Annotated in this window: 13 protein-coding genes and 1 tRNA gene; 3 read left to right on the top strand and 11 right to left on the bottom strand. The window is 64.9% G+C overall.

Going from position 1 to position 12,978, the window contains the following annotated elements:
- Nucleotides 1–15 precede the first annotated feature (15 nt).
- Nucleotides 16–741, bottom strand: coding sequence for a FadR/GntR family transcriptional regulator (locus GFS60_RS19105; RefSeq protein ID WP_109333811.1), 726 nt, complete (start codon nt 739–741; stop codon nt 16–18).
- A gap of 168 nt (nt 742–909) precedes the next feature.
- Here GFS60_RS19105 and GFS60_RS19110 point away from each other — a divergent pair, with 168 nt between their 5' ends.
- Both GFS60_RS19110 and GFS60_RS19115 read left to right on the top strand, forming a co-directional pair.
- The gene (locus GFS60_RS19110; RefSeq protein ID WP_159923647.1) at nt 910–2,304 is read left to right on the top strand and encodes a GntP family permease; all 1,395 of its coding nucleotides are present in this window, start codon (nt 910–912) and stop codon (nt 2,302–2,304) included.
- Nucleotides 2,305–2,315: 11 nt separating this feature from the next.
- Entirely contained in the window at nt 2,316–2,840 is a 525-nt protein-coding gene (locus tag GFS60_RS19115) for a gluconokinase (RefSeq protein WP_159923649.1), read from the top strand.
- Between the two features lie 31 nt (nt 2,841–2,871).
- Here GFS60_RS19115 and GFS60_RS19120 read toward each other — a convergent pair whose 3' ends face one another.
- Entirely contained in the window at nt 2,872–4,296 is a 1,425-nt protein-coding gene (locus GFS60_RS19120) for an MFS transporter (protein WP_236603203.1), read from the bottom strand.
- Between the two features lie 208 nt (nt 4,297–4,504).
- Here GFS60_RS19120 and GFS60_RS19125 point away from each other — a divergent pair, with 208 nt between their 5' ends.
- Nucleotides 4,505–4,777: a MarR family transcriptional regulator gene (locus tag GFS60_RS19125; RefSeq protein ID WP_236603204.1), complete on the top strand. Its 273-nt coding sequence runs from the start codon at nt 4,505–4,507 to the stop codon at nt 4,775–4,777.
- A gap of 3 nt (nt 4,778–4,780) precedes the next feature.
- Here the strand turns inward: GFS60_RS19125 and GFS60_RS19130 are convergent, their stop codons facing one another.
- The 9 genes from GFS60_RS19130 to GFS60_RS19170 all read right to left on the bottom strand — a co-directional run bounded on the left by GFS60_RS19130 (nt 4,781) and on the right by GFS60_RS19170 (nt 12,976).
- The gene (locus GFS60_RS19130) at nt 4,781–5,584 is read right to left on the bottom strand and encodes a transglutaminase-like domain-containing protein (RefSeq protein WP_159923653.1); all 804 of its coding nucleotides are present in this window, start codon (nt 5,582–5,584) and stop codon (nt 4,781–4,783) included.
- Between the two features lie 61 nt (nt 5,585–5,645).
- Nucleotides 5,646–6,485 carry an alpha/beta hydrolase gene (locus GFS60_RS19135; RefSeq protein ID WP_159923654.1) on the bottom strand — a complete coding sequence of 280 codons (840 nt, stop codon included), beginning with the start codon at nt 6,483–6,485 and terminating at the stop codon, nt 5,646–5,648.
- 87 nt (nt 6,486–6,572) lie between these two features.
- Nucleotides 6,573–8,186, bottom strand: a complete 1,614-nt coding sequence (locus GFS60_RS19140) for a phytoene desaturase family protein (RefSeq protein ID WP_159923656.1) — start codon at nt 8,184–8,186, stop codon at nt 6,573–6,575.
- A gap of 83 nt (nt 8,187–8,269) precedes the next feature.
- Nucleotides 8,270–9,487 carry a cytochrome P450 gene (locus GFS60_RS19145; RefSeq protein WP_159923658.1) on the bottom strand — a complete coding sequence of 406 codons (1,218 nt, stop codon included), beginning with the start codon at nt 9,485–9,487 and terminating at the stop codon, nt 8,270–8,272.
- Between the two features lie 115 nt (nt 9,488–9,602).
- Nucleotides 9,603–9,679, bottom strand: a tRNA-Met gene (locus GFS60_RS19150).
- 61 nt (nt 9,680–9,740) lie between these two features.
- Entirely contained in the window at nt 9,741–10,379 is a 639-nt protein-coding gene (locus GFS60_RS19155) for an LON peptidase substrate-binding domain-containing protein (RefSeq protein ID WP_159923660.1), read from the bottom strand.
- Nucleotides 10,379–10,852, bottom strand: a complete 474-nt coding sequence (locus GFS60_RS19160; protein ID WP_159923662.1) for a DUF309 domain-containing protein — start codon at nt 10,850–10,852, stop codon at nt 10,379–10,381. The genes GFS60_RS19155 and GFS60_RS19160 overlap by 1 nt, the downstream gene beginning before the upstream one ends.
- A gap of 16 nt (nt 10,853–10,868) precedes the next feature.
- Complete coding sequence (locus tag GFS60_RS19165) at nt 10,869–11,630, bottom strand: ESX secretion-associated protein EspG (RefSeq protein WP_159923664.1); 762 nt, start codon at nt 11,628–11,630, stop codon at nt 10,869–10,871.
- On the bottom strand, nt 11,627–12,976 hold the full coding sequence (locus tag GFS60_RS19170) for a hypothetical protein (RefSeq protein WP_159923666.1): 1,350 nt from the start codon (nt 12,974–12,976) through the stop codon (nt 11,627–11,629). The genes GFS60_RS19165 and GFS60_RS19170 overlap by 4 nt, the downstream gene beginning before the upstream one ends.
- Between the last annotated feature and the right edge of the window lie 2 nt (nt 12,977–12,978).

Below are 12,978 nucleotides of genomic sequence, written 5' to 3' on the forward strand. Positions count from 1 at the left end.
ACTCAGCGTAGATACTCAGCGCTCGGCGTCGTCCTTCAGTTCTTCGATCGCGGTGGCGGATTCGGTGACGATCGCCCGCATGGCCGCCTCCGCGGCAGCCGCATCGCCCCTCTGAACGGACGAAGCGACGACGCCGTGGAGCGCAATGGCCTCGTCTTCGGCGACGTGCGGCATGAGCGAATGCCGGGTCCTGCCCTCGAGAACCTCCACCACGATCTGCGACATCGCCCTCAGTAAGGGATTGCCCGAGGCGGCCAGCAACGTCCGGTGAAAGTCGGAGTCGTGGCCGAGATAGGCGTCGGTGTCCGCAGCCCGGGCGGTGGACGCCATGCCGATCACTGCCGCTGTGAGCGCGCCACACTGTTCCGGTGTGGCGCGCTCTGCTGCGAGACGGGCCGCGAGAGGCTCGATACCCGACCGCAACTCGCTCAGACTGGACAGCTGCTCGAAGCGCTGTGGCCCGGCCAGCTTCCATCGAATGACGCTGGGGTCGAGGGAGTTCCAGTGGTCCTCGCCGAGGACGGTGATGCCTACTCTGCGCCGCACCGCGAGAAGTCCCAATGATTCGAGTACGCGTACCACTTCCCGGACCACGGTGCGGGAGACGGAGTACTGCGTCACCACGTCGTCGGCCGAGATGCGGGTGCCGGGCGCGACGACACCCGCCACGATGTCGCTTCCCAACCGGTCGAGCACCGTCTCGTGCAATTGCCGGTACTCGACGGCGTCTGAGTTGGTCATTCGCCGATGCTCCCATGGTCGCCCGCACTGAACACACATTGACGCCCATCTTGCCCTTCTAAGTACTACGTAATAGCTACGCATCTTGTAATCGTAGGATTTATGAGGCAAAGTGACGGGCATCACGAACATGGGTCGAGTCCACCACCGATAACCCGGGAGCAACAGATGGGTACCGCTTCACTACTCGCCGCCGCGGACAGCGCCGGTCATGACGCGCGCTTGATCACGGCCGCCGTCGTCGGCGTCGCCGCCATCATCGCGATGATCACCTGGCTCAAGCTGCATCCCTTTCTCGCGTTGGCGATCGGTGCCGTCGGTGTCGGAATCGCTGCCGGGCTCGGAGCCACGGATTCGGTGACCGCTTTCGTGGAGGGCTTCGGCGCGACGATGGGAAGCGTCGGCATCCTCATCGGGTTCGGCGCGATGTTCGGAAAGTTGCTTGCCGACTCCGGTGGCGCAGATCGGGTGGTCGACACGCTCGTCGGACGTTCCGGGCCACGCACACTGCCCTGGATGATGGCTCTGGTCGGTGCGGTCATCGGATTACCGATGTTCTTCGAGATCGGCCTCGTGCTGCTGATGCCGGTGATCATCCTGGTAGCTCGACGGTCGGGCCTGTCGTTGATGCGCATCGCCATCCCCACCCTTGCCGGTTTGTCGGCCATGCACGGCCTTGTCCCACCGCACCCCGGACCACTCGTCGCGGTGTCGGCTCTCAACGCCAATCTGGGGCTCACTCTCGCGCTCGGTGTGGTCGTGGCCATTCCCACCGTGATCGTGGCCGGCCCGCTGTTCAGCAAGCTGGCGGCGCGCTGGGTGGACGTGCCGGTACCCGAGCTGTACGTCACGACCGAGGACCTCGAGGGTGCCGAGGCAGCCGCAGAGCGTCAGCGCCCCGGTTTCGCGGCGACCCTCGCCGCCATCCTGCTGCCCGTCGTTCTGATGCTGGGTAAGGCCATCGCCGACGTCATCGCCCCCGATTCGGAGACCGCTGCCAAGAACCTGCTCGACTTCCTCGGAACCCCGGTCGTCGCCCTCGGTCTGGCCGTGCTCGCCGGGATGGTGCTACTCGGCCGCGGTGGCGGTATGGACCGCAAGGCCATTGCGTCGTCGCTCGAGAGTTCGCTGCCCCCCATCGCGGGAATCCTTCTCATCGTCGGAGCGGGCGGCGGATTCAAGCAGGTTCTCATCGACACGGGTATCGCCGATGTGATCGCCGAGGCCATCAAGGGCAGCGCCCTTCCGGTGCTGTTCCTCGCCTGGCTGGTCGCGGTGTTGATCCGCGTCGCCACGGGCTCGGCCACCGTTGCGACCGTCACCGCATCAGGGATTCTCGCCCCGGTCGCTGCCGAACTGACGTCCACACACGTGTCGTTGATGGTTCTCGCCATCGGCTCCGGTTCACTCTTCCTTTCCCACGTCAACGACGCCGGCTTCTGGCTCGTCAAGGAGTATCTGGGAGTCACGGTGGTCCAGAACCTGAAGACATGGACGGTGATGGAGTGCATCATTTCCGTGACCGGCCTGGCCGGTGTCCTCGCGCTGAGCGCGTTCATCTGAGGGACAGACCAATGACGCGTAACGACAAGACAATTCCGGTACTGGTACTGATGGGTGTGTCCGGGTCGGGGAAGTCGACGGTGGCCGGAATCATCGCCGGCGCCATGGGATGGGACCTGCAGGAGGGTGACGCCCTGCATCCACCGGCGAACGTCGCGAAGATGGCGTCCGGGCAGCCGTTGACCGACGAGGACCGGTGGCCGTGGCTCGACCTGATCGCGGCCTGGATCAAGGACCACACCGACAAGGGTCTCCCGGGAATCATTACGTGCTCGGCCCTCAAGCGCAGCTATCGTGACGTGCTGCGCGGCGATCGGGTCGTGTTCGTCCATCTCGCCGGATCGAGAGAACAGATCGGGCAGCGACTGACCACCCGGCTCGACCATTTCATGCCGGCTTCGCTCCTCGACACGCAAATTTCGACGCTCGAGCCGATCGAACCGGACGAGAACGCCATCGTCGTCGACGTGGGCGGTTCGCCCACCGAGGTGGCCGCCGACATCATTACGCAGCTAGAGCGCCGATTGGCGAGCTGAACTTCGCCCTGCAACTTCCTGGCCGTCATCGCTACGCCGGGTTGATCACCCGGCGAAGCAACGGTGAGACGGTGACCAGGAGGCCGGCCAGCGCGACCCCGGTGACAAGTACCAGACCCGAATGGAACTGGTGGAAGCCGGTACCGCTGATGCTGGACGCGGCATGCGAACCGGCGGTGACCAGCGCAGTCGTGAGTGCGAGAACGAGTGCGGCACCCACCTGTGCAGAGGTCTGCACCAGTCCCGACGCCAGGCCCTGCTCGGAGTCGTCGACGCCCGACGTGGCCTGGGCCATGATCGACGTGAATCCGAAAGCGAACCCCACCCCCAGCAGAATCACACTGGGCAGGATGGCGAAAACGTAGTTCGGATCGTCACTACCGGCGAAGAGGAACCACAGGTAGCCCAGGCTCAGGGACGTCAGCGCGGCGATGATCATGCGTGCCGTGCCGAAAGCATCGATGAGCCGTCCGACGAACGGTGATCCGAAGGCCACGATCACGCCGGCGGGGAGCAGGCCCAGGGCCATCTCCAAGGGCGACCAGCCCAATACCGACTGCAGGAAAATTGTCATCATGAACTGGAAGCTCAGATAGGAGCCGAACAGCGCGACGATGCTGAGGTTGGCCCGAACGATCGTTCCTACCCGCAGGATGCTCAGTCGCACAAGTGGATGTGCCACCCGCTGCTCCGCCACGAAGAACGATGCGAGAAGTGCTGCGGCCAGCGCGAAGGACCCCAGAGTGAGCGGTTCCGACCATCCGCGCGCCGGCGCCGACACGACGGTGTACACGGCGAGCAGCATCCCGGACACCAGTGTCGCTGCTCCGACCATGTCGTGCCCGCCCGTGTCGGCTGCTCGGTCGCGCGGAATCAGGATGGTGCCGGCAACCAGTGCGAGAACTGCGAACGGCACGGGCATGAGGAAGGTCCAACGCCAGCCGGCGCTGGTCAGGAGGCCACCCAGGATCAGCCCGGACGAGTAGCCGCTTGCTCCGAACACCGAGAAGATCGACAACGCCCGGTTGCGCGCCGGGCCCTCCTTGAACGTCGTCGTGAGGATCGACATCGCGGTCGGCGCGGTGAACGCCGCGGCCAGTCCCTTGACGAAGCGGCTGGCGATGAGCAGCGTGCCGTTGTCGACGAGACCGCCGACCAGGGACGCGACGGCGAACACGGTGAGGGCGGTCAGGAACACCCGACGCCGCCCGAGCAGGTCGGCGGTGCGGCCACCGAGTAACAGCAGTCCGCCGAATCCCAGGACGTAACCGTTGATGATCCATTGCAGCGAGGTGGTCGACAGTCCTAGTTCGGTGCCGATGGAGGGCAGCGCGACCCCCACCATCGACACGTCCAGACCGTCGAGAAACATTACGAGGCACAGCACGGCGAGGATGCCCCAGAGGCGGGGAGTCCAGGTCTGCTCGGTCGGCGGGGTGGTCTCGAGGATAGTCACAGAAGGAAATGTAGATGCACATGCAATCAATGCGCAAGCACTAATTTCGTCTGCATTTAATGCCTTTGCATCTAATTCGTTCGCGCGCTAGGATGCGGACATGGGATCGAATGCAGACCTGCGCGACACGTGGAGGCTGCTTGCAAGCAGGTACAACGACATAGCCTGCGAGTTGGACCGTGAGATGCAACACGCTCACAGCTTGAGCATGAGTGATTTCGAGACGCTCGACCGCCTCATGGACGCCACCTGCGACCGGCCTCGCATGCAGGACCTGGCCGCAGAGATGTACCTCAGCCCCAGCGCGTTGTCCCGCAGCGTGGCCCGACTCGAGAAAGCCGGCCTCGTCGCCCGTTCCTTGTGTGAAGCAGATCGGAGGGGCGTGTTCGTGGACGTCACCGAACACGGGCGGCAGGTGCACGCCGACGCGAAGAAGATTCAGTTGGCCGTTCTCAACGAAAAGCTCTCGGACGCAACCTGACCGTCAGGTCAGTGAGGTCGGAGTGCGGTAGTCGTCGGAGGGGAATTCGCCGTCCACCACGGCGGTGACAACCGTGTTCTCGAGGGTGATGGCCCCGCCGTGGTTGTCGAGAAACGCTGTGTCGGCGGCGTCGCGACCCGTCGCGATCCGCATCAAAGATTCGCGCGGGGCGAGTTGCGTTGGGTCGACCACCCGCCACTGCTCGTCGACGAACGCCTCGACCACGGCGTGAAAATCCATCGGATCGCACCCCGGTGCGTACACCGCCACGAGGCGGGCAGGAATGGTGACGGCGCGCAGAAGCGCCACGGTGAGGTGGGCGAAGTCACGGCATACCCCAGCGCCGGAAAGCATGGTGTCTACCGCGCTGTCGGTGGATCTGCTCGATCCACCTTGGTACAGCAACCGTGACCCGACCCAGTTCGTGATGTCCTGCACGAGTTCGGCCTTCGGCTTGGATAGATCGAACTCGCCGCCGGTGAATCCGAAGAACTTGTCCGCCTCGGCATATCGACTGGGCCGCAGGTACTTCGAGATGTCGTAATCGGTGACCGGCGGCGGATCGCCCTTGCCCGCAACCGAAGCCGAGTACTCGACGTGCAGTGATCCCGGCGCTACCTCGAGCAGGTGCACGCGAGTACCGTGCTCTGCCAAGATCTCCCGTGCATCGATACGGTCGCCGTCGAGAGTGAACGTCAGCGACTCCGACAATTCGGAGGCCGGATTCCGCGCCACCGCAATCTTGAACTCGAGACTGGTGGCGTCGGTGACCTCGATGTCGAGAGTGGCGGAGACGTGACGTTTCATCAGCCCATCCTGGCATCCCCCGAACAGGTGTGCAGTGCACCCCTGCCGCGGACGCGCGTGATCAGCTCTGAACGCGGGGACGCAACCAGTTCAGCAGGTCGTCGAGAACCTCTTCGTTCTCAGGTTCGTTGTACACCTCGTGGTAGAGGTTTTCGTAGATCTCGACCGTCAGATCCGGAGAACCGGCGTACTCGGCAATCAGTTCGGTACCACGGACGCTGGCGAGTCCGTCCTCCTTGCCGTGCTGGAGGAGGAGCGGGATGGTCAACGACGGCAGCCGCTCGGGCAGCTTCTCCGCGGTGACGATCATGCCGCGGGCGATGCCGGCAGGGACCTTCCCGTGGTGCACCAGCGGATCATCCTCGTAGGCCGATACGACAGCCGGATTGCGGGAAATGAGTTTCGCGTCGAGTGACTCCACCGGCAGCCCGGGGAGGAAACGGCCCACGAGCTTGCCGATCTCGACGACCACCCGCGGCGTCCCGCTGGTGATGTCGACGGCGGGCCCCGACAACATCAAGGCCTTCAAGTCCTGCTGATGATCGAGCGCGTAGGACAGGGCGATGGCACCCCCCATGCTGTGGCCCAGGAGGAAACGATCGGTGCCGGGCCAGTCGGTGGATGCAATACCGAACAACTGGTGCAGGTCGTCGGTGAACTCGGTCCAATCTCGCAGATGAACTCGCTTGCCCCCCGATCGTCCGTGGCCACGATGATCGGGAGTGTAGATCGCGAGGTCGAGTTCGCCGAGCCGTTCGATCACGTGGTCGTAGCGACGGGCATGCTCGCCGAATCCGTGGCAGAGGACCAGCACGCCGCGGGGGCGACGGTCCGGGAGCCACACGTCGTAGGCGATGCGGACTCCACCGACACCGGCGAAGGATGATTCTCGATGGTGCATGACGCCCCTTCGTTGTCCCAGTTCGACGACTCAGATCATCGCACGGTAAGGGGGCTCGGCAAGGCGTGAATCACGGGACGCGCGGGATCATTTCTCGAAGGGTTTCCCTTTCGGGCCCTTCGACAAGAGGTCGATGACACTGGTCGAGGTGCGCCGTCGCAGCCAACCACGCGGGCCGTCCGCACTCAGCGCGGCGTGGGCGGCATTCAACCCGCAGACGCCATGGACGCCACCGCCCGGGTGAGCCGAGGAACTGCCCAGGTAGAGACCGCTGATCGGCGTCTCTGCGCGGGCATTGCCCGGTCCTGGCCGAAACACCAGCTGCTGGTGGAGCTGCGCAGTCCCGCCGTTCACGGCGCCCCCGACGAGGTTGGCATTGGACGCCTCCAAATCGGAGGGTCGCTGGACGACGCGCCCGACGACGATGTCCTTGAACCCGGGCGCGTGCGCCTCGAGCACGTCGTCCACCCGCTGTGCCAGCAGTTCGGCGGACGCGTCGTCGCTGACGCCGCGCGGAAGATGCGTGTATGCCCACGCACTTTCGGTGCCCTCTGGTGATCTCGTCGGATCCGAGGTGGTCATCTGACCGAACAGCAGGAACGGAGTCTCGGGGACGGTTCCGGTGGTCAGATCGGCCATCCAATGCACGAGTCCGTCGTCGCCGGCCCCGAGATGGACGGTGCCCGCCCCGGCAAGGCTGGCGGAACGCCATGGGATCTTGTGCGACAGCGCATAATTCACCTTGACAACCGGTGTGTCCCATTCGAAGTGCCGGAGATCGTCGCGCAGCCGGGACGAGACGGCGGCGTCCGGGAGCAGCGATCCGTAGAGGGCCGGTGCCGAAACGTCGGCGACCACGGCCCGGCGCGCGAGGAAGTGTGCACCCGACGCCGTTCGCACGCCGACGGCGCGCCCTGCACGCACGTCGATGGCGGTGACGGCGTCGTTGTAGTGATACTGCGCCCCGGCGCGTTCTCCTCGCCGCACCATGGCGGCTGCCAGCTCACCCGCCCCACCCATCGGCACGGGGTAGCCGTGGTCCTGGGCGAGCATCGTCAGGATGTAGCCCATGACGCCGCTGCCGGCGGAGTCGGGCGGAACGTCGGCGTGCATCGCGTTGCCGAGCAGCAGCACGCGGGCAGCCTCGCTGCGGAACAGCTCGTGAGCCATCCGCCGGGCAGGAAGCAGGAGGAACCGAGCCAGCCGCAGAGTGTCCGCAGTGCCCAGTTGCCGCAGCAGGCGACCCGGGCCGCGCACGGGCGGGAACGGGCTGAACAAGGTGTTGATCAACGGGTCCTTGATGTCGTGCCATTGCTCGATGAGCTGCATCCACGCATCACCGTCGCCGGGCTGCCTGCGTTCGAGATCCGCGGCGGTGTCCGCGGGATCCGGATGAATGACGGGCGCATCCTCGTCGTCCGCTGATCGGGCGTGCCCGAGGGCTTTGGGTGCGTAACTCCACCGCAGCCCGTGCGCTTCGAGGTCGAGCCCGCGGATCGCAGGGGAGACCGCGGACAGCGGATAGAAGGCGCTGAACAGGTCGGAACAGTATCCGGGCACGAGCTCCGCGGATCGCACGGCGCCACCAGCGGTGGGCTGTGCCTCGACAACTGCGACATCCCACCCTGCGTCCGCCAGAGTCGCGGCAGCGACGAGGCCGTTGGGGCCGGATCCGATGACCACTGCGTCGACGTTGTTCACTCTCTCAGCCTGACAGAAAAACCGGAAGGCCGCAGCCTGCCCGTCGAATAGCTATGGCTGGTCGGTGTTTTCGCGGCCCCCCGTCACGAAGGAGCCGCCGGCGCGAACTGGACGGGCAGGTGTTTCAGGCCGTTGATGAAGTTGGATCGCAGTCGCTGGGCGGGCTCGGTCTGCTCCATGTCGGGCATACGACGCAGAATTTCCGCGAGCATCACCTTCATCTCGGCCCGTGCGAGGTTGGCGCCCAGACAGAAATGGTGACCGCCGCCGCCGAAGGCAACGTGGTGGTTGGGGGAGCGGTCGATGTCGAACGTATAGGGGTCATCGAATACCGCTTCGTCGCGATTGCCGGACATGTGCCAGATCACCACTCGATCACCCTCTGCAATCTCCACACCACCGAGCACGGTGTCGGTGGTCGCGGTGCGCCGGAACTGCATGACCGGGGTGGCCCAGCGCAGACCCTCCTCGATGAGGGAGTCGAGCTTGGCTGGATCGTCGAGTACCTTCCGGCGCTGGTCGGGGTGTTCCATCAGGGCCAACTGCGTGTGCGAGATTGCGTTGCGGGTGGTCTCGTTGCCGGCGACCGCGAGCAGCATGAAGAACATGTTGAAATCGAGTTCGCTGAGTTTCTCACCGTGGACGTCGGCCTTGATCAACGCGGTCGCGATGTCGTCGCGCGGATGCTGCTGACGGTCCTCGAACATCGACTGGCTGTACGCGAACATCTGAGCGGCGGCATCGCGCTCCTGACCTGCCTCGCCATGGAACTCCGGGTCGCTCGAACCGATCATCTGGTTGGTCAGATCGAAGATGAGCTTACGATCCTCCTGCGGTACACCCAGGAAGTCGGCAATCGCCTGCAAAGGAAGTTCTGACGCCACATCGACGACGAAGTCGCATTCGCCCCGTTCGATCACCGCATCGACGATCGTGGTGGCCCGGCGCGCGAGGATGTCGTGGAGTTCACCGATCCGCCGCGGTGTGAAGCCCTTGCTGACGATTTTGCGCAATGCCGTGTGGTCGGGCGGATCCATGTTCAGCATCATCAACTGCTGGCCGGCCAGATCCGCGGGGTCGAGGTCGTCGAGGTAGGTGGCGCCTCGCCAGGACGAGTAGGTGGTGGCATCCCGGTTCACTGCCACGATGTCTGCGTGGCGGGTGACGCACCAGAACGGTTGACCTCTGTGGTCGTAATGCCGATAGATCGGTGCATCTCGTCGAAGCGCGGCGAACATCTCGTGCGGCACGCCGTTCACATACGTGTCCGGGTCGTAAAGATCCACGTCTTCGAGCTGCACGGTACCTCCTGAGCCTCCCCATCGAGAATACGTTCTAGTTCGGGAGGATGGGGCGGCATGAGCGCACGCATGCAAAAACGGCCCCGGAGATCGAAATCTCCGGGGCCGTTCTCTGTGGTAGCGGGGACAGGATTTGAACCTGCGACCTCTGGGTTATGAGCCCAGCGAGCTACCGAGCTGCTCCACCCCGCGTTGCATTTCCTACTGTACACGCTCTCCGGACCACTCTTGACCACCCTCGGGGAGGGGTGGATCACAGCAGCCGGAACTGCACCATTTCGATGGCGTTCTCGATGGCCTCGGACACCACCCTGGTCCGTTCGTCGGCGCCGGCAGCGGCGAGAATTTCGAGGCGATCGGCGTCGCCCATCGGGATGTAGGTGGCCAGCTCGTAGAGCCGCGCACCTAGGTCACCTCGGAAACCGCTGACCACGGGAACCTCGGGTGGGACGTTGTCGGTGGCGATCGCCAGCCGTCGCAACAGGCCGTACAGGAACTCGAGTCGCTCGACGAGGGCCGGAAATTCGTAGTCGGCGGTCTGTGTGCCGGTGTTCTCGTCTGGCCACAGATCGACCTCGGCGATCGGATAGGGATTGTCGGGCAGCCACTTCGACACCTTGATGCGATCTTCGGTTCGGCAGAACAGCTCGTAACGCCCGTCGCCGACAGTGGCATGGGATTCGATGCGGGCGATGGTCCCGACATCATGGCGGACGTCACCACCACCCACCTCGTGGCCGCGGGCGATCAGAACGACACCGAAGCGGGGGCCGTCAGGTGAAGCGAGGCAGTCGCGAACCAATTCCTGGTACCGCGGTTCGAAGACGTGCAACGGCAGCTGCTGGCCGGGCAGCATCGCCGATCCCAGCGGGAACATGGGGAGCAGTGGCATCAGGGGATTCGCAATCGGGGGACGGGCGTCGCCGGCAGCGGGTCGACGCGATCGATCTCATCGGTGAGGTGTTCGGACCACGTCAGCAGTCCGGAGATGTCGAGGCCGTGCGGTGCCTCGACCTCGTAATGCCGGATACGGTCGTGACCTTGGCGCAGAAGTGAGCGGGCGCCGGTCTTGTTGCCGCGCATCAGATGCGTCAATCCGACGGCGAGCTGAGCGAGTCCTTGCCACAGTTCCCGCTCGTCCTCGGGCGCGATTTTCCACGTGCCTTCCAGAACTTCATGGGCGTGGAAGGGCATACCGTGGTCCAGGAGGCGTTGCGCTTCGGTGATCGACTCGTCGGGTGGTAACCGCAAGTCATCGGGGATGCGGGGCACACCCTCGGCGTCGTGCGGCAGCGGGCGGCCGAGTTCGTCGCGGGGGCGCGCATTGACGGGTTTGCCTGTTCCGTCCCTGTCCCGATCGGCCATGCGACCAGAGTAACGCTCAGCGCCGTCTCGGCGAAGGTGCGGCCAGGGCAGTGCCCAGACGTTTCCCAAGCTCCTCGCGGACTGTGTGAACGGTCGCCGATCGCAGATGGACGCAGTGATCCTGGTGGTAGAGGTATCGTCCGTCGGCTTCCACATCGATCCACGTCAGTTCACCGAGCACCGGTTCGTCGAGCTCCCGACGCTGTCCGCGGATGCAGATGTATCCGATGCCCGTCCGTGGTCGAGTGACCAGTCGCCTCAGTAACGCGCCGTCCGAAGCCTGAGCATTCTGGAGCACCGAGGAACGGTGGCCACCGGTATCGAGGTCGTCGGGGTGTGCCGTCAGCGAGGGGGTTCGTCCGGGTGTGCAGTCGGGAAGATCGAGCAGCAACCGGGTAGTGAGCCAGTCGAGGTTTGCGCTGTCCGTGGCGGTGTTCAAGTCGAGTCGTATGTCTCCCCGCCCGGGGGCACCACGCAACTGTTCGGCGACGACCGCAACCCGGCCGCGGATGCTGCCCCTCCGCCGCACCCCAGAGTCGGCTTCGGCGGAGGGGGCGACGACGGTAACCGACATGTCGGGGTTCCGTAGGGCGGCTATCGCGGCGTCGAGTTCCGGCTCGCGGAGGGCGAGCCGCCACTCTTCCAGTTCGCGCTGTTGGCGGGCGTACCCGTCCGCGGTCGCAGCGGCCGAACGATACAACAACGGGTACGGCATTCTGTCGAGATTTGTTGCCTCCCAGAGAGACATGAACTGCGCCGAGGACAGCTGCCAGTTCATGCGCCGATGACCGGTGGGGCTACGGGATCGAGTTTGCCGATCAATTCGTTGCCGTTGTCGACGTTGATCAGGTAGCTGGGGGTTTGGTGTTCGGTGTCACCATCACCGTTGCCGCCGACCCGTCCGGGTGCACCCATCATGCCCGGACCCATGCCCATTCCGGGTCGGCTCATGCTCGGCTTCACCGGTGTCGCGGCAGCTGCGGCGGCCGCAGCTCCAGCTCCTGCTGCTGCCCCGCCTGGTGGTATCGGGTTACCCGATACCACGGCGCTTCCCTGTGATTCGCTGTCCCGCTTGTCATTGCGCTTGCGAGTGCTCGATCCGCCAGCGCCACTGCCACCACTACCCGGGCCGGAGCTGCCCGACCGCGAGCCTCCACCGTGGCCGCCGACACCGCCGGAATTTGCGGAACCACCCACACCCGAACCGGCCGCCCCGGCGTTCGGGCTATTCGCGGCGGTAGTCGGGACCGCAGTACCTGCTGCTGATCCGGATCCAGTACCTCCGCCCTGTCCGGCACCCTCGGCACTCGCGGCAGACGTAGCCGCCGGGTCATTGGCGTTAGGTTGTCCGTCCGTCGCGGCATCACCGTTCGCGGGGGAGTCGCCGGTGCCGGACGTGAACCCTCCGTCGCCATTCAGCACTGATCGGTCAGTCGCACCCGGAGAACCCGCGCCGTCCACGCCGAGGATTCGCGCACCGTCAGCAGCTGCGCCTGATGGGGAGTGCGGCGCAGGAAGCACCGGCACGTTGGTGCCTACGTCCTGATAGTTGGGGACGTAAATGTTCTGCAGCTTACGTACAGCTTCTTCGCGCGCGGCTTCCCGTGCTTCTTCCTGGGTAGCCGCCGCAGTTGGTGTCAAGGGAAGAAGGCTGAGAGGTTGGTCGGACGTCGGTGCCGGGATCGAGTTTTTCACGTCCTGCGCGGCGCTGCTCAGAATGTCGAGTTTCACCCCTATTGCCTGCACGCCCGCGGTGAGTTTGTCGCTCGCGCCCGCGAGGGTCTCAGTCGCGGCGAGGGCGGCGTCGGCGGCTGCGCCCTCCCACTTCTCGGCAATCGTGCTTTTGAGAAGCGCGAAGCCGAACCCGATAGGCAGAGAGCCGACGATGGCGTGGCAAGCCTGCGCGAGATCGCCAATGACGCTCGGATCTATCTCCCGCGTCTTCGCGTACATCTCCGCGTGCTGCCAACCCTCGAAGCTCTCCATCATGGTGATGTACGGGGGATCGATCTCCTCCGACCCGAGCTGATCCGCTGAATGCTGCAGCTTGGTGCGGTGCTCCGCCCCTGGACCCGACGGCAAGAGAGCATCGAAAAGGGAAGCGAGTGGATCCTGCGGCGCCATCG

The organism is Rhodococcus sp. WAY2 (genome assembly GCF_009859915.1).
GTDB classification, from domain to species: Bacteria; Actinomycetota; Actinomycetes; order Mycobacteriales; family Mycobacteriaceae; genus Rhodococcus_F; species Rhodococcus_F oxybenzonivorans.